Here is a 15,507-nt window from a genome sequence, read left to right as displayed (position 1 = left end):
TTGACGCATGCGTGCCGACCACCGTTTCGTTCGGTGCCAGAGGGGCTACGACGGGGTTGTGTCCCTGATGAGCTGCCGGTGGGAGTCCTGCATCCCCTCCGGCAGGGAGTCCGGTTTGAACCACTGCGCCTCCAAGATCTCGAAGCCATCGATGGACAGCGTTCCTCCGGCGTGTAGTGCCTCGTAGGCGACTTCCACGCGGAGCCTGTAACCGCTCGTCACGCTCACCAGGCGACCGGGCTTGACATCAAGTCCGGTCTCTTCCTTCACCTCCCGAACGATGGTCGCCGGGAACTCCTCGCTCTTGATCGCGTAGCCCGTGGGAAGTCCCCACGGCCGCTCCGGTGGCCACATCCGATGCTTGAGGAGGAGAACGCGCCCCTGGTCGTCGCGTACGACACCGGTGACGCCGACCATGAACTTGGCGTGGGCGAACCACAGGACACGCCACTGCAACGGGCCCCGGATGAGCCGCCAGAGCCGGGTGACGAGTCGTTTCACGATGACGCCTTTCGTTGGGTTGGGCAGCGTGCCGGTCGCACGCTCGCGATGTGCAACCCCTGCGTGCTTCGGCAGGTCACTGCCTCATTTGCGGGCCCCGCCCACGCTCCCGGGGGAGGAACGTAGGCAAGGCCCGCATGTGCAGTCCCCCACCGCCACGTTGGAGGGAGCCGGCGGCGCCGCTGTAGAGACCCGAGGGCGCCCTATGGGGTGACTCCGCGCGAGGGAGCTTCCACCGTCCGGTCCGGCCCGGACGGTTTACGGCTCGCAGGACTGCACGCTCCGCCCGGAAGGGCGGAGGGACTTGGGTCAGTTGCGGCGTGCGGATGGGGGTACGCGGTCCTCAAAGGCGGCGCCGGAGGTAGGACAGTGTTCGCCGGTTACGTAGCTCGTGTGCTCGTCCACGGCACTGCGCGACACAGTCACGTCACGCAGGCACCCGGGGTTGGGGCATCGGACCCGCAGTATCCTGCCGTCGTCCATCCGCTTTACGACGCTGAGGAGTTCCAGGACTTCGGCGCGGGTGCGGCGGTTGCGGCTCACGGCAGCAGGATCCGTATTCCGTTGGGGAGCGTCGTTCTGACGGTCGGAGCGGGATCGCGCCGCACGGGGAGAACTGCGGTCGGGTGGAGCATCGAACGGGACTGCACCGGCCCCACCCAGTCCACCAGGATCCAGGCGTGACGGATGCCCTGCCGCCTCTGCACGTCGCCAATAGCGCGCACGGCTCCGGTGGACGAGATCACGCGGTGCCCTCGCCGCAGGTCTGCGGCAGGTAATCGGTCGGTACGCATCAGTTGCTTTCGATCGGGTTCGTCGTCGTCGGCCTGGTCGTGGCCGCGGAAAAGGAAGACGGGAACAGGGGGGAGGGAGGATCAACGCAGGACGGCGGGAAGGAAACCCGCCAGGAAGGCCACCCCGAACTGGGCGCCGTTCCAGGCAAGGTGCCGTCCGTTCACCGTGCGATGACCACGATCAGGGCGCCGAGAACCATGCAGCTTGCAATGGTCACGGCCAGAGCTGTGATCTTCACCGGGTACCTCGTTCACGGTCACCAGAGCGATGTATTCCAGGGCGACCGTGAACGTGTCGTGCCCGCTGTCGGCGGTGTGCGCTTCGCACTCCACGGTGGACTGCACCGGGTCCGCGGTGGGCTGTGCCTCCCACGTACAGGCCCCGGCCAGGCACTGCGCGGTCATGGTCACTTCCGCATCGGGGTGCCTGTCCATGCGGTAAACGAGAGGTTTGGCCATCGTCGCGGTCACGGTGTCCGTCTGCGCGGCGGACCATGCTTCGGGATGGTCATCTTGGGCGGAGCGTGGGGGTGGTTGCGGATCTCCACCACGCAGTCCAGGGCCCCGGACGGGTTGCCCGTCGAAGCGCGGTACGTGCGCCACTCGGCCAGTAGCACGCAGATGCTGCACTCCGGAACGGGTATCTCAGTCGGAGGGAAACCCTCAGCGGAAGGTCGCATCGTTCGACCGCCCATCGCTATGGCACCGTTCGCGAGACCGGTGTCATGACGGCCCGGATCGTCTCCATCTCCGGTTCGGTCGGGCACCGCAGGTCCTCGCCGCCGGCGGTCCACTCGATTCCACCGCCGAGGGGCCGCAGGTACAGGCGAGGGCCCTCGCGGTCCACCACGCGGCCGATCCGGCCGTCTCGGGTGTCCACCACGAACGATCCCCGTTCGAGCCGAATCGTCGGCGGCGGGGGCACGGACGGATGGTGCATGGGCGTTTGTTCGGGCACGTAACCGCTCCTCTCCGTAGCGCTTCCACTACCTGAGGGCGTCAGCGTGGCCTACAGTCGGGACCCGTTCAACGTGTCAGGACAGGACGGCAAGTTGGAGACAGAGTGGTGAACCAGAAGGACTTAGACCCGGATGCGTCACCGCAAGCTGCGTTCGGAGCACGTCTCCGCAGGTTGCGGCGGGAACGGGGGCTGTCACAGGTTGAGTTGGGTATCCCGATGGGATATTCAGGGACGCATATTTCGGGTGTCGAAACTGGTCGAAAGTTTCCGACTTTGCGGCTCGCTCGGCGCGCGGATGCTGCACTCGGGACCGACGACATGTTCGAACGCGAGTGGCGCGAGATGAACCAGGGCTCGCTACTGGAAGGCTTCCCCGAGTACGTGGAGCATGAGGGGCAAGCCGTAGAGCTGCGGCTCTTCGACATCGGGATTGTCCCCGGCTTGCTCCAGACTCCCGAGTACGCCCGATGCCTGGCGAGCAGCGCCGTACGACGAGGTGCCATCACGCACGACCAGGCAGACGAACTTGTTGCGTTCCTGGCCGAACGGCAGTCCATGTTGGTTCGCCCTCGCCCGCCCATGATGCTGGTCGTGATGGACGAGAGCTGCATCCGCCGACAGGTGGGCGGTCCCGGAGTCATGGGCGCGCAGCTTGATCGCTTGCTAGAGGTGGCAGAGCTACCGAACGCCGTGCTTCAAGTCGCACCCTTCGAGATAGGCGAACGACGTGCGCTCGCCCTGCCGACAAACCTGTTGACCATGCCGGACATGACCGTCATGGTCTACGCCGAGTCGCAGATGAGGGGCTATCTAGAGCGGGAATCGGCAGCAGTGTTCCCGTTGCTGACGGCCTACCATCAGGTGCAAGCCGAAGCCCTGTCGCAGGCGGCAACGGTGGCCATGATCCGCAAGGCACGAAAGGCTCTTCCGTGACGTCCCAGACCCCGCAGTGGTCCAAGTCCACCTACAGCGAACCCGGCGCCAACTGCGTCGAGGTCGCCCGCAATCTCATCGCTTCCAGCGGCGTGGTTCCTGTCCGTGACTCGAAGAACCCGAGCGGCCCGGTGCTCGCCGTACCCGTCGCCGCGTTCTCCGCGTTCATCAAGAGCGTCAAGAGTAGGCAGATCGACGCCTGAAACGACGAAAGGCCCCGCCCCGCCTCCACGTTGGAGGTAGGGCGGGGCCTTTGCTATGCGGCAGCTCGAACGGACGGCAACAGGGTGGCCGCGGCGGCGGGCGGAGGCTGGTCGGGCTCGCGGTCCGTAACCCACACCCCCCACCCCGACTCGATGCGGGAAACCGGGATGCGGTGCACGCTCACGCCGTACCGCGCAGTGAGGCCGGCTCGGACGAGCGCCCTCGCCATGAGGGCCGCGGTGGTGTACGCGCCGTCCTTGGACTCTGCGCCGTCGACGAACCTGCGGACCGGGGTTGCCGTCATGCCGCGTCCTGGTCGAGCTGGTCAGCGAGCCGACGCGCACGGCGCAGTGCCGCGAGTCGCGCGCGGTCCTCCAGAACGACCCAGGGTTCGGAATTCGGGATCCACCGGTCGGTCTCCTCGAAGCGCTGCCAGTACCACTGTCCGACCACGTCGTCGGGCGTGCCGGTGACATGGGCGGTGATCCGCCACATCATCTCGGAGCACGTCTCCAGCAGCCCCGCGACGCGAGGGCCGTGCAGCGCGAATGCCGCGGCGAGCTGCCCGTCACTGACGGCATGAACATGCCGCGACGGAACGCCGTACGCGGGCACCCAACGCCAAAACAGACCGCCGGGTCCCTTTTCGAACACCTCTGTCCGCAGCTCGACGACCGTCCCGGTTGCAGTCGATGCCCGGTTCGCCGCGATCCATGACCTTTCGGTACCCATGCCCCACCCCAAGATTTCGAACAGCTCTCTCCGCGCCCGTGCCGGGACGCGGAGGACCGGACCCGGGGCGGCGAGCAGCGAGGAGAAACGCCATGCGTACGAACGAGACCGGAGGGCGGTCCCACCGCCGCGGCGGACGATCCGGGGCGACGACCGGCGACGCCGGGCGCACCCCCGGGGACAAGGGCGACCCGCGCGTCGACGAGCGGGCGCGTGAGCGGTCCGCCGAGCAGCGGAACATCACCGCGCCGACCCCGCGGGACGTACGGGCCGGGGCAGAGGGCGCCGACGGACCGCGCGGGCGCTCCCGGGCGGCCGAGGCCGACGAGGCACGGCAGGCGCGCCGTCGGGGATCGACGCGCGACGCGGGCGGTGGCTCGGCCAAGCGGCAGGCACCCGGTGTCGGCCGTGAGGAGCAGCGGGAGGAACACCCCGGGACCTGACGCCCGGTCCGCGCGCCGCGTCACATCGTCGGGTCCGGCTTCAGGACCGCGAACGGCGCGCCGAACGGGTCCGCGAACCAGGCGAGGCGTCCCACCCCCGGCGTGTCCGCCGGGGGCATCAGGACCGAGCCGCCGGACTCCGTCACCGCCGTGGCGGTCGCGTCCGCGTCCGCCACATGGAAGTACGGGATCCACAGCGGCTTCTCGATGTCCGGGTGCAGCGGCGCCACCCCGCCGAACGAGGCGTCCTGGAGGTCGCCCGCGGCCGTGGACAGCACCCGGTAGGTCATGCCCGGCGCGTCCATCTCCTGCCACCGCCAGCCGAACACGCCCTGGTAGAACCCGAGGGTCCGCTCCGGCTCCGGGACGTGCAGCTCGGCCCAGAGCAGGGTGCCGACCTCCGAGGCCGCCTCGATGCCCGGGACGTTGTCCGGCTCCCAGACGGCGAACTCGGCGCCCGCCGGGTCGGTGTACGCGGCCATCCGGCCCGCGTCCATCACCACCATCGGCGGCACCCGCACCGCGCCGCCGCCCTTCTCCACCGCCTGCGTCGTCGCGTCGGCGTCGGAGGTCTGGAAGTACAGCGTCCAGGCGCTGGTGGCGCCCTCCTCGGTGAGCGGGCCGAGCGCCGCGACCGTACGGCCGCCCAGCTGGAAGAAGCCGTAGCCGCCCGCGTCGGGGCCGCCCGGGAGCAGGGTCCAGCCGAAGACCCGGCCGTAGAACGCGGCGGCGGCGCCGGTGTCCGGGGTGCCGAGGTCGAGCCAGTCGGGGGAGCCGGTGGTGAAGTCCGTACCGAGCATGGGGAGGGTCCCGTCCCTTCTGGTGGGGAGGCCGTGCCGTGACGGCGGATGGCAGGGGTTTCGGCCACCTTGGCCGATCCTGCGGGCCGACCGGGGCGGGCGCAGCGGGGCCCGACGGGTTTCATCCGCACGGCGCAGCGCGGCCGCCCCCGGCGCGCGCCCGGGCCGCACCCCGCGCGCGTGGCGGCGGTCAGCCGGTGAACGGGCCCCGGCCCAGCTGCTCCCGCACCGTCACCACCGGCTCGTTGACCAGCGCCCGGCGCTGCCAGTTCGCGCCGTCCACCACCAGCGTGTGCCCGCTGATGAAGCGGGCGTACGGGGAGGCCAGGAAGGTCGCGGCCCAGCCCAGCTCCCGGGGCAGCCCGACCCGCAGCGCGGGCTGGCGCAGGCCCGGGCCGCCCGCCGGGTCGGCCTCGGCCCGGTCCAGGTTGGCCCGCACCGCCGGGACCATGTCCTCGTGCGGCATCAGACCCGGCACCAGGCCGTTCACCTGGATGCCGTACGGGCCCCACTCCACGGCGAGCGTCTCGGTCAGGTTCTTCACCCCGGCCTTCGCCGCCGCCGAGTGCGCGTACCCGGGCCCGCCGGTCCACGCGTACGAGGCGCCGACGTTCAGCACCGACGCCGCGGTCCCCGCCGCCAGATGCCGCCGGCCGAACTCCCGGGTGGTGAACCAGGTGCCGGTGAGCGTGATGTCCACCACCGCCCGCCAGCCGTTCGGCGACAAGTCCTCCGCCGGTACGGGGAAGTTGGCGGCGGCGCAGTTCACCAGGACGTCCGGCCGGGCGCCGAGCGCGGTCTCCACCGTGTCGAGGGCGGCGGCGATCCGCTCCGGCTCCCGGATGTCGCACACGGCGGTCACCACCCGGGTCCCGGCGACCGCCGCCAGCTCCTCGCGGGCGGCGGCCAGCCGTTCGGCGGTCCGCCCGACGATCGCGAGATCCGCGCCGAGCCGGGCGAACTCCGCCGCCACCGCCTTCCCGAGCCCCGACCCGCCCCCGGTCACCAGGACCGCGCGCCCGGCGAAGGCGCCGGGCGGCAACGCCGCCGCGCCCACCGGAGGCGGGGCGGCCAGCCCGGGGAGCGTGGTGGCGGGGGAGCGGGGCGCGGAGGAGTTCGTCATGGCGCATCGATAGCGCGGCGGACCGCAGAACTGAAGAGCTGACGACCCGTCAAAGAGCCTTTGCGGCGGCTGCCTTGGCGTCGAGATCGGCGAAGATCAGATCGCCGTTGACGGCCGCGGCGGCTCGGTAGCCACCGCTCGCCGCGTTCACCACCTGCTCATGCGGCCCGGTCACGTTCCCCGCCGCCCACACGCCGGGCACGCTGGTGCGGCCCGTCGGGTCGACGGTCACGAACGTGCCGAACGGCCCCTCGGCCAGCTCCGCGCCGAGCCCGGTGAGCAGCCCGTCGCGCGCCACCGTACGGGTCGGCACGAACAGCACCTCGCGCGCCACGAGCCGCCCGTCCGCCATCCGCACCCCGGTCAGCCGGTCGTCCACGACCGTCAGCTCCGCCACCTCGCCGGTCACCACCGTCACCCCGGCCGCCGCGAGCCGCGCCGCGTCCTCGGCCGAGGGCTCGGGCGCGGTGTGCAGGAACAGCGTCACGTCGTCCGACCACTGCGAGACCATCAGCGCCTGGTGCGCGGGCAGCACCGGATGCGCGAGCACACCGAAGGCCCGGTCCCGCACCTCCCAGCCGTGGCAGTACGGGCAGTGCAGCACGTCCCGGCCCCAGCGCGCCGCGACCCCGCCGATGCCCGGCAGCTCGTCGGCGAGCCCGGTGGTCACGATCAGCCGCCTGGCCCGCACCCGCCGCCCGTCCGCGAGGCCGAGCGTGAAGACGCCGTCGCCGTCGCCGTCGCCGTCGTCACCGGCGCCGTCGGTCCCGGACGGCTCCCGGGCCGCGCTCGTCACCAGGCCGTCCGTCCACTCCACCCCGTACCCGGCGATCTCGCGCCGGCCGAGCTCCAGGAACGCGGCCGGGCTCATGCCGTCCCGGGTGAGATAGCCCTGCAGGTGCGCGGCGGGCGCGTTGCGCGGCTCGCCCGCGTCCACCACCAGCGTGCGCCGCCGGGCCCGGCCGAGGACCAGGGCCGCGCTGAGCCCGGCCGCGCCGCCGCCGACCACCACCACGTCGTACACCGTGCCGTGTTCCCCATCGTCCATCACGTCGTCCACCCCATCGACCACCACGTCGTCCACCGCGTCACGCATCGTCTCGTTCATGTGCCGAGGGTGGCTCCGAGGCCACCGTATTGACAAACGTGCTTGCTGTTTCTGCAATGGATCCATGACCCGCCACGACCACGCGACCCACTCCGCCGCAACCGAGAGCGCCGAAGGCGCCGAGACCGCCGAGGACGGTGACGCCCGGATCGACGCCGTGCTCTCCGAGGTCGGCCCCCGGCTGCGCCGGATCCGCCGGGACCGGGGCGCCACCCTCGCCGACCTGTCCGCCTCCACCGGCATCTCGGTGAGCACCCTGTCCCGCCTGGAGTCCGGCCAGCGCAAGCCCAGCCTGGAACTGCTGCTCCCGATCGCCCGCGCCCACCAGGTCCCGCTCGACGAACTGGTCGGCGCGCCACCGGTCGGCGACCCCCGGGTCAGGGCCCGGCCGATCGTCCGGCACGGCCGCACCCTGTACCCGCTCACCCGCCAGCCCGGCGGCCTCCAGGCGTACAAGGTGATCCAGGAGCCGGGCGCCGAGGTCCCCGACCCCCGGGTGCACGAGGGCTACGAGTGGCTGTACGTGCTGTCCGGCACGCTGCGCCTGGTGCTCGGCGAGCACGACGTGGTGCTCGGCGCGGGGGAGGCGGCCGAGTTCGACACCCGGGTGCCGCACTGGTTCGGCCCGGCCGGGGACCGCCGGGTGGAGTTCCTGAGCCTGTTCGGCCCGCAGGGCGAGCGGATGCACGTACGGGCCAGGCCCAAGGGTGCCAAGGGGGAGGGCGACGGATCCGACAGCTCCGGCGGCTCCGGCGGGAAGTCCTGAGCGCCTGTTCCCCGAACGCCAAGCGACCGCTTAGTATGCGGTCGACCAGGCAGGACGGACGACGGCACGTGGAGGCCCCGGATGCAGGCATGGCGAGTGCACGAGAACGGCGAACCGGGCGAGGTGATGCAGCTCGACGACACCGACCGGCCGGTGCCCGGCCCGGGACAGGTGCTGCTGAAGGTCCGCGCCACCGGACTCAACTTCCCCGACGCGCTGCTCTGCCGGGGCCAGTACCAGGTCAGGCCGCCGCTGCCGTTCACCCCCGGGGTGGAGATCTGCGCCGAGACCGAGGACGGGCGCCGGGTCATCGCCACCCCCGCCCTGCCGTACGGCGGCCTCGCCGAGTACACCGTCGCCGACGCCGCCGCCCTGCTCCCCGCACCCGAGGCGCTGGACGACGCCGAGGCCGCCGCGCTCCACATCGGCTACCAGACCGGCTGGTTCGGCCTGCACCGCAGGGCCGCCCTGAAGGAGGGCGAGACACTGCTCGTGCACGCCGCCGCGGGCGGGGTCGGCAGCGCCGCCGTCCAGCTCGGCAAGGCCGCGGGCGCCACCGTGATCGGCGTGGTCGGCGGCGCCGACAAGGCGGCCGTCGCCCGCGACCTCGGCTGCGACGTGGTCGTCGACCGGCACGCCGAGGACGTCGTCGCCGCCGTCAAGGAGGCCACCGGCGGCCGGGGCGCCGACGTGATCTACGATCCGGTCGGCGGCGCCGCGTACCAGCAGTCCGCCAAACTGGTCGCGTTCGAGGGCCGTATCGTCGTCGTCGGCTTCGCGAGCGGCACCGTCCCGGCCCCCGCCCTCAACCACGCCCTGATCAAGAACTACTCGATCGTGGGCCTCCACTGGGGCCTGTACAACCTCAAGGACCCGGCGGCCGTGCCGCGTTGCCACGAGACCCTGACCGAGCTCGCCGCCAAGGGCCTGATCAAGCCGTACGTCAGCGAGCGCGTCCCCTTCGGCGCCGCCGCCGACGCCGTGCAGCGGCTCTCCGAGGGCGTCACCACCGGCCGACTCGTCGTCCTCCCGGCGGGAGCCGGCGCATGACCGACACCGCCCGCGCCGGAACACCGGGCGTCACCCCCACCGCCGACGAACTGGTCGCCAGGACCCGCCGGTTGCTCGCCGCGCACCCGCCCGCCGACACGCCCCGCGCCGACTTCCTGCGAGCCCGGTTCGACGCCGGGCTCGCCTGGGTGCACTACCCGGCAGGACTCGGCGGCCTCGGCGCCCCGCGCTCCCTCCAGGTCGTCGTGGACGCCGAACTCGCCGCAGCCGAAGCCCCCGACAACGACCCGCGCATGATCGGCATCGGCCTCGGCATGGCCGCCCCGACCCTCCTCGCCTACGGCTCCGACGCGGTCAAGGAACGCTTCCTGCGGCCGCTGTGGTGCGGCGAGGAGGTCTGGTGCCAGCTGTTCAGCGAGCCCGGCGCGGGCTCCGACCTCGCCGCCCTCGGCACCCGCGCGGTCCGCGACGGCGACGACTGGATCGTCACCGGACAGAAGGTGTGGACCTCCAGCGCCCATGTGGCCCGCTGGGCCATCCTGATCGCCCGCACCGATCCCGACGTGCCCAAGCACCGGGGCATCAGCTACTTCGTCTGCGACATGACCGACCCCGGCGTCGAGGTCAGGCCGCTGCGCCAGATCACCGGCGAGGCCGAGTTCAACGAGGTCTTCCTGACCGGCGTCCGGATCCCCGACGCCCACCGGCTCGGCGAGATCGGCGACGGCTGGCGGGTCGCCCAGACCACCCTCATGAACGAGCGGGTCTCCATCGGCGGCGCCCGGATCCCCCGCGAGGGCGGCATGATCGGCAAGGCCGCCGACACCTGGCGCGCCCGCCCCGAACGGCGCACCCACGAACTCCACCGCCGCCTCCTCGACCTGTGGGTGGACGCCGAGGTCGCCCGGCTCACCGGCGAACGCCTGCGCCAGCAACTGGTGGCGGGCCAGCCGGGCCCCGAAGGCAGCGCCATGAAGCTGAACTTCGCCCGGCTGAACCAGACCATCAGCGCCCTGGAGGTCGAACTCCTCGGCGACGAGGGCCTGTTGTACGGCGAGTGGGCGATGGTCCGGCCCGACCTCGTCGACTTCACCGGCCGTGACGCGGGCTACCGCTATCTGCGCTCCAAGGGCAACTCGATCGAGGGCGGCACGACCGAGATCCTGCTCAACATCGTCGCCGAACGGGTCCTCGGCCTGCCGTCCGAGCCCCGCAATGACAAGGACGTCGCCTGGAAGGACCTCGCCCGATGACGCACCCGGCCGGTGAAGCGCCGCCGCTCGACCTGCTCTACAGCGACACGGAGGAGGACCTGCGGTCCGCCGTCCGTGCCCTGCTCGCCGACCGGGCCGGGCCGCAGGCCGTGCTCGCCCGGATCGAGGGCGGGAGCCCGTACCTCCCCGGCCTCTGGGAAGCCCTCGCGGGCGGCATCGGCGTCGCCGGACTGCTGGTGCCCGAGCACCTCGGCGGCCAGGGCGCGAGCCACCGCGAGGCCGCGGTGGTCCTGGAGGAGCTGGGCCGGGCGGTCACCCCCGCCCCGTACCTGACCAGCGCCGTGGTGGCGACCGAGACCCTGCTCGCGCTCGGCCCGGAGCGCGGCGGATCGGGTGGCCCGGACGGCCCGGCGGCCGAGCTGCTCGCCGGGCTCGCGGACGGCGGCACCGTCGCCGTCCTCGCCGTCCCGCTCTCCACCGGCCCCGACGCCAACACCGACGCCAACACCGACACCGACACCGACGCAGTAGGCCCGGTGCCCGCCGTCGCCGACGCGATCGCCGCCGACGTGCTGCTCGTGCCGCGTGCCGACGGTCTGTACGGGGTCCCGGCCGCCGACGCCCGGATCACCCCGCAGGTGCCGCTCGACCTCACCCGCCCGCTCGCCGTCGTCGACACCGACGGCGTCACCGGCATCCGGCTCGCCGACCCGGCCGCCGCCGGGTCGGCCGTCCGGCGCGGGCTGCTCGCGGGCGCCGGACTGCTCGCCTCCGAGCAGCTGGGGCTCGCCGCCTGGTGCCTGGAGGAGACCGTCCGGCACACCAAGGAGCGCCACCAGTTCAACCGGCCGATCGGCTCCTTCCAGGCGCTGAAGCACCGGATGGCCCAGCTCTGGCTGGAACTGGTCGGCGCGCGGGCCGTCGCCCGCGCCGCCGCCGACGCGCTCGCCACCGGCGCGCCGGACGCCGCGCTCACCGTGGCCGTCGCCCAGACGTACTGCGCCAAGGTCGCCGTGCACGCCGCCGAGGAGTGCGTCCAGCTGCACGGCGGCATCGGGATGACCTGGGAGCACCCGGCGCACCTGGCGCTCAAGCGGGCCATGTCGTCCCGGACCGCGCTCGGTTCGCCCGGCCGCCACCAGGACACGATCGCCGCCCTGATGGACCTCCCGGCACCCCGCTGAGGCTCCCGCCGCCACTCCGTCGCCACTCCGCCGGGGTCCCGACCGGGGCCCCGGCCCGACCTCCGTAAGGAGTCATGTCCGGCCACACTCCTCACATACTGTTTAATTGCAATGCTTTGGCAATAACAGTTGATCTTTGAGGGGTGTGGACCCATGGCCGCCCGAACCGTCCGCCGCGCGACCGCCGCGATACTCACGGGGGCCACCGCCCTCACCGCGGCGGCCTGCTCAAGCCCCGGCGGCGGCGCCGCGGGCGCCGGTGGACCCAAGGACTCCGCGGTCGTCGGCATCGCCTTCGAGCCCGAGACCCTCAGCCCGCTCCTCGGCTACGGCAAGGACGGCAACTCCAAGATCTTCGACGGTCTGCTCGCCTTCGACGCCGGGATGCAGCTGCGGCCCGCGCTCGCCGCCGCGCTGCCCACCGTGAGCGCCGACGGCCTCACGTACACGTACAAGCTCCGCCAGGGCGTCACCTTCAGCGACGGCAAGCCCTTCAGCGCCAAGGACGTCGTCTTCACCTACGAGACGATCCTCGACCCGAAGACCAACAACCCGTCCAGGACCGAGCTCGACGCCCTCAAGAGCGTCAAGGCCACCGGCGACGACACCGTGGTCTTCACCCTGAAGTACCCCTACGCGCCGTTCGCCGAGCGCACCGTCCTCGCCATCGCCCCGCAGCACGTCGCGGGCGCCCAGGACGTCAACAGCGGGCCCTTCACCACCAAGCCCGTCGGCACCGGACCGTACGTCCTCACCGGCTGGTCCAAGGGCGAGAAGCTCACCTTCCAGGCCAACCCGCACTACTGGGGCGGCGCCCCGGCGGTGAAGAAGTTCACCATGGCCGTCGTCAAGGACGACGACGTGCGCGCCACCCGGCTGCGCGCCGGTGACCTCGACGCCGCCATCCTGCCGCCCAACCTCGCCGACGGCTTCAAGAACGACAAGGCGAAGAAGACCTACGCGGCCACCACCTACGACTACCGCACGGTCACCCTGCCGACCCACAACAAGGCCGCCGGTGACACCGCCGTCCGCCGCGCGCTCGACCTCGCCGTCGACCGGCAGGCCATGGTCGACAAGATCCTCGAAGGCGCGGGCAAGCCCGCCTACGGGCCCGTCCCCACCGACAGCCCGTGGTTCGCCAAGGGCACCGAGCGCCGCCACGACCTCGCCGGGGCCCAGAAGATCCTCGACGAGGCGGGCTGGAAGCCCGGACCCGACGGCATCCGGGTCAAGAACGGCGTCCGCGCCGCCTTCCCGCTCTGGTACCTCTCCGGCGACAAGCTCCGCCAGGACCACGCCCTCGCCTACGCCTCCGACGCCAAGAAGGCCGGCATCGACATCACCACCCAGGCCGGCACCTGGGAGGTCATCGAGCCCCGGATGAAGACCGACGCGGTCCTCGCGGGCGGCGGCTCGCCCGGCGACCCCGACTTCGACCAGTACCTGCTGCTCAAGTCCGAGCTCGCGGGCGACGGCTTCAACAACATGGCCTGGTTCGCCGACCCCGCCGTCGACCGCGCCCTGGAGGACGGCCGCCGCACGAACGACCCGGCCGCGCGGCGGGCCGCGTACGACACCGTCCAGCGCGAACTGGTGAAGAACCCCGGCTACACCTTCCTCACCCACGTCGACCACCTGTACGTCGTCAACGACCGCTGGGACGCGGGCGACGAGGGCCGTGGCGGACTCACCACCCAGGTCGAGCCGCACGACCACGGCCTCGGCTCCGGCCCCTGGTGGAACGTCGAGGACTGGAAGCCGAAGAAGTGAGCCGCCGCCTCCCCTGGGGGGCCATGGCCCGGATGACGGGACGGCGCGCGCTCGCCGCCGTCCCCGTTCTCCTCGGCGTCACGCTCGGCGTCTTCGCCGTCGCCGCGGCCTCCCCGTTCGACCCCGTGAAGGCGTACGCGGGCACCGCGGGCCTCACCGCCTCGCAGGCCAACCTCGACGAACTGCGCGCCAACCTCGGTGTCGACCGCCCCTGGCTCACCCAGTGGTGGGAGTGGCTCGGCGGCGCCGTCCGCGGCGACCTCGGCGACTCCGGAGTGATGCGCCAGCCCGTCGCCGACGTCGTCGTCGAACGCATCGGCTGGTCCGCGCTGCTCGCCGCCACCGCCTTCCTCGTCGCGATCGTCCTCGGCACCCTGCTCGGCGTCCTCGCCGGGCGCCGCCGCGGCGGCCTGCTCGACCGCGCGGTCAGCTCCCTCGCGTACACCCTGGAAGCCGCCCCCGCCTTCTGGCTCGGGCTGCTCGCCATCTGGTTCTTCGCGCTCCACCTCGGCGCGCTCCCGGCCGGCGGCCTCACCGACACCGCGAGCGACACCGTCACCGCCGGGCAGGTCGCCACCCACCTGGTGCTGCCCGCGCTCGTGCTCGGCGTCTCCCAGCTCCCGTGGTTCTTCCTGTACGTGCGCCAGGGCGTCGGCGACGCCCTCGACGAGGACCCGGTACGCGGCGCCCGCGCCCGCGGCCTCGCCGAACGCACCGTGCTCACCGGCCACGCGCTGCGCTCCGGGATGCTGCCGATGCTCACCCTGATCGGCTCCCGGGTGCCCGAACTCATCACTGGGGCGCTCCTGGTGGAGACCGTCTTCAGCTGGCCCGGCATCGCCGCCGCCACCGTGCAGGCCGCCGTCTCGGTCGACTTCCCGCTGCTCGCGGCCCTCACCGTGCTCGCCACGGCCGCCGTGCTGCTCGGCAACCTGCTCTCCGACCTGTTGTACGGGCTCGCCGACCCCCGGGTGGGATTCGATGGCTGACACCACCACCCGGCCGAAGTCCGGCGCCCGGCCGATGTCCGGCCCGCGCCGCCCGAAGTCCGGCGCCCGCCGCCCGGGCCCGCGCCGACCGGTCGGCGGCGGCGACCGCACCCGGCGGCTGCGGCTGTGGACCTCGGCCCTGGTCACCGCCGCCGTCGTGCTCGCCGTGCTGCTCGTACCGCCGCTGGTCCAGCTCGACCAACAGGCCGTCGACCTCGGCCGGAAACTCCTGCCGCCCTCCCTGGACCACCCCTTCGGCACCGACGACGTCGGCCGCGACCTGCTGCTCCGCTGTGTGTACGGGCTGCGCGTCTCGCTGCTCGTCGGCCTGGTCGCCGCGCTCGTGGCCACCGTCATCGGCACCACTGTCGGCGCGGCGGCGGGCGCGCTCGGCGGCCGGTTCGACCGCTTCGTGATGCGGATCGTCGACGCCTTCTCGTCCGTGCCGCACCTGCTGCTCGGCATCTTCGTCGTCGCCATGTTCCGGCCCGGGGTCTGGCCGGTGATCGTCTCCGTGGCGCTCACCCACTGGCTCTCCACCGCCCGGATCGTCCGCGCCGAGGTGCTGTCGCTGCGCTCCCGGCCGTTCGTCGACGCGGCGGTCTCCGGCGGCGCGAGCCGGTGGCGGGTCGCCGTCCGGCACCTGCTGCCCGCCGTCCTCCCGCAGGCGGGCCTCGCCGCCGTGCTGATGGTGCCGCACGCCATGTGGCACGAGTCGGCCCTGTCCTTCCTCGGCCTCGGCCTGCCCAGCCACCAGGCGAGCCTCGGCAACCTGGTGCAGTCCGCGCGCTCCTCGCTGCTCGCGGGCGACTGGTGGCCGACGCTCTTCCCCGGACTGCTGCTCATCGTGCCGACGCTCGCCATCGCGGGACTCGCCGGGGTGTGGCGCGACCGGCTCAATCCGCGCCGCCGATCGGAGCTGATGCTGTGAACGAGCCGAACGGGCGACACCCGGCCGGGGGTTCGGACCC

Annotated in this window: 16 protein-coding genes; 10 read left to right on the top strand and 6 right to left on the bottom strand. The window is 72.5% G+C overall.

Annotation, left to right across the window (positions count from 1 at the left end; genetic code table 11):
* Window positions 1–45: 45 nt before the first annotated feature.
* Both ACIPXM_RS25075 and ACIPXM_RS25070 read right to left on the bottom strand, forming a co-directional pair.
* Window positions 46–501, bottom strand: a complete 456-nt coding sequence (locus ACIPXM_RS25075; protein ID WP_401659304.1) for an NUDIX domain-containing protein — start codon at window positions 499–501, stop codon at window positions 46–48.
* An 875-nt stretch (window positions 502–1,376) separates the two neighbouring features.
* The gene (locus ACIPXM_RS25070) at window positions 1,377–1,766 is read right to left on the bottom strand and encodes a hypothetical protein (RefSeq protein WP_401659301.1); all 390 of its coding nucleotides are present in this window, start codon (window positions 1,764–1,766) and stop codon (window positions 1,377–1,379) included.
* Between the two features lie 595 nt (window positions 1,767–2,361).
* Between ACIPXM_RS25070 and ACIPXM_RS25065 the strand changes: the two genes are divergently transcribed.
* Together ACIPXM_RS25065 and ACIPXM_RS25060 are read left to right on the top strand one after the other, a co-directional pair.
* Complete coding sequence (locus ACIPXM_RS25065; RefSeq protein WP_401659298.1) at window positions 2,362–3,189, top strand: DUF5753 domain-containing protein; 828 nt, start codon at window positions 2,362–2,364, stop codon at window positions 3,187–3,189.
* Window positions 3,186–3,392 (top strand): DUF397 domain-containing protein, encoded by a 207-nt coding sequence (locus tag ACIPXM_RS25060; RefSeq protein ID WP_401659296.1) that lies wholly within the window; start codon window positions 3,186–3,188, stop codon window positions 3,390–3,392. The genes ACIPXM_RS25065 and ACIPXM_RS25060 overlap by 4 nt, the downstream gene beginning before the upstream one ends.
* 301 nt (window positions 3,393–3,693) lie before the next feature.
* Here ACIPXM_RS25060 and ACIPXM_RS25055 read toward each other — a convergent pair whose 3' ends face one another.
* Window positions 3,694–4,125 carry a hypothetical protein gene (locus ACIPXM_RS25055; RefSeq protein WP_401659293.1) on the bottom strand — a complete coding sequence of 144 codons (432 nt, stop codon included), beginning with the start codon at window positions 4,123–4,125 and terminating at the stop codon, window positions 3,694–3,696.
* Between the two features lie 92 nt (window positions 4,126–4,217).
* Here ACIPXM_RS25055 and ACIPXM_RS25050 point away from each other — a divergent pair, with 92 nt between their 5' ends.
* On the top strand, window positions 4,218–4,568 hold the full coding sequence (locus ACIPXM_RS25050) for a hypothetical protein (RefSeq protein ID WP_401659290.1): 351 nt from the start codon (window positions 4,218–4,220) through the stop codon (window positions 4,566–4,568).
* Between the two features lie 20 nt (window positions 4,569–4,588).
* Here ACIPXM_RS25050 and ACIPXM_RS25045 read toward each other — a convergent pair whose 3' ends face one another.
* From ACIPXM_RS25045 to ACIPXM_RS25035, 3 genes are all read right to left on the bottom strand, one after another.
* Window positions 4,589–5,368, bottom strand: a complete 780-nt coding sequence (locus tag ACIPXM_RS25045) for a VOC family protein (protein WP_401659287.1) — start codon at window positions 5,366–5,368, stop codon at window positions 4,589–4,591.
* Between the two features lie 190 nt (window positions 5,369–5,558).
* Complete coding sequence (locus ACIPXM_RS25040) at window positions 5,559–6,491, bottom strand: SDR family oxidoreductase (RefSeq protein ID WP_401659284.1); 933 nt, start codon at window positions 6,489–6,491, stop codon at window positions 5,559–5,561.
* A gap of 49 nt (window positions 6,492–6,540) precedes the next feature.
* Window positions 6,541–7,539 carry an NAD(P)/FAD-dependent oxidoreductase gene (locus ACIPXM_RS25035; RefSeq protein WP_401659855.1) on the bottom strand — a complete coding sequence of 333 codons (999 nt, stop codon included), beginning with the start codon at window positions 7,537–7,539 and terminating at the stop codon, window positions 6,541–6,543.
* Window positions 7,540–7,663: 124 nt separating this feature from the next.
* Between ACIPXM_RS25035 and ACIPXM_RS25030 the strand changes: the two genes are divergently transcribed.
* From ACIPXM_RS25030 to ACIPXM_RS25000, 7 genes are all read left to right on the top strand, one after another.
* A complete protein-coding gene (locus ACIPXM_RS25030) occupies window positions 7,664–8,365 on the top strand; it encodes a helix-turn-helix domain-containing protein (RefSeq protein WP_401659282.1) in 702 nt (233 codons plus the stop codon).
* Window positions 8,366–8,446: 81 nt separating this feature from the next.
* A complete protein-coding gene (locus ACIPXM_RS25025; RefSeq protein WP_401659279.1) occupies window positions 8,447–9,415 on the top strand; it encodes an NADPH:quinone oxidoreductase family protein in 969 nt (322 codons plus the stop codon).
* Window positions 9,412–10,629 (top strand): acyl-CoA dehydrogenase family protein, encoded by a 1,218-nt coding sequence (locus ACIPXM_RS25020; protein ID WP_401659276.1) that lies wholly within the window; start codon window positions 9,412–9,414, stop codon window positions 10,627–10,629. Before ACIPXM_RS25025 ends, ACIPXM_RS25020 begins: the two co-directional genes overlap by 4 nt.
* Window positions 10,626–11,774 (top strand): acyl-CoA dehydrogenase family protein, encoded by a 1,149-nt coding sequence (locus ACIPXM_RS25015; RefSeq protein ID WP_401659273.1) that lies wholly within the window; start codon window positions 10,626–10,628, stop codon window positions 11,772–11,774. Before ACIPXM_RS25020 ends, ACIPXM_RS25015 begins: the two co-directional genes overlap by 4 nt.
* Before the next feature lie 153 nt (window positions 11,775–11,927).
* Entirely contained in the window at window positions 11,928–13,547 is a 1,620-nt protein-coding gene (locus ACIPXM_RS25010) for an ABC transporter substrate-binding protein (RefSeq protein WP_401659270.1), read from the top strand.
* Window positions 13,544–14,536 carry an ABC transporter permease gene (locus ACIPXM_RS25005; RefSeq protein ID WP_401659267.1) on the top strand — a complete coding sequence of 331 codons (993 nt, stop codon included), beginning with the start codon at window positions 13,544–13,546 and terminating at the stop codon, window positions 14,534–14,536. The genes ACIPXM_RS25010 and ACIPXM_RS25005 overlap by 4 nt, the downstream gene beginning before the upstream one ends.
* Complete coding sequence (locus ACIPXM_RS25000) at window positions 14,529–15,467, top strand: ABC transporter permease (protein ID WP_401659264.1); 939 nt, start codon at window positions 14,529–14,531, stop codon at window positions 15,465–15,467. Before ACIPXM_RS25005 ends, ACIPXM_RS25000 begins: the two co-directional genes overlap by 8 nt.
* Window positions 15,468–15,507: the final 40 nt, after the last annotated feature.

Origin of the sequence: Streptomyces sp. NPDC090025 (assembly GCF_044748125.1) — a bacterium.
Classification (GTDB): domain Bacteria; phylum Actinomycetota; class Actinomycetes; order Streptomycetales; family Streptomycetaceae; genus Streptomyces.
The sequence above is the reverse complement of the archived record's forward strand: the minus strand, read 5'-3'. Positions and strand labels throughout refer to the sequence as shown.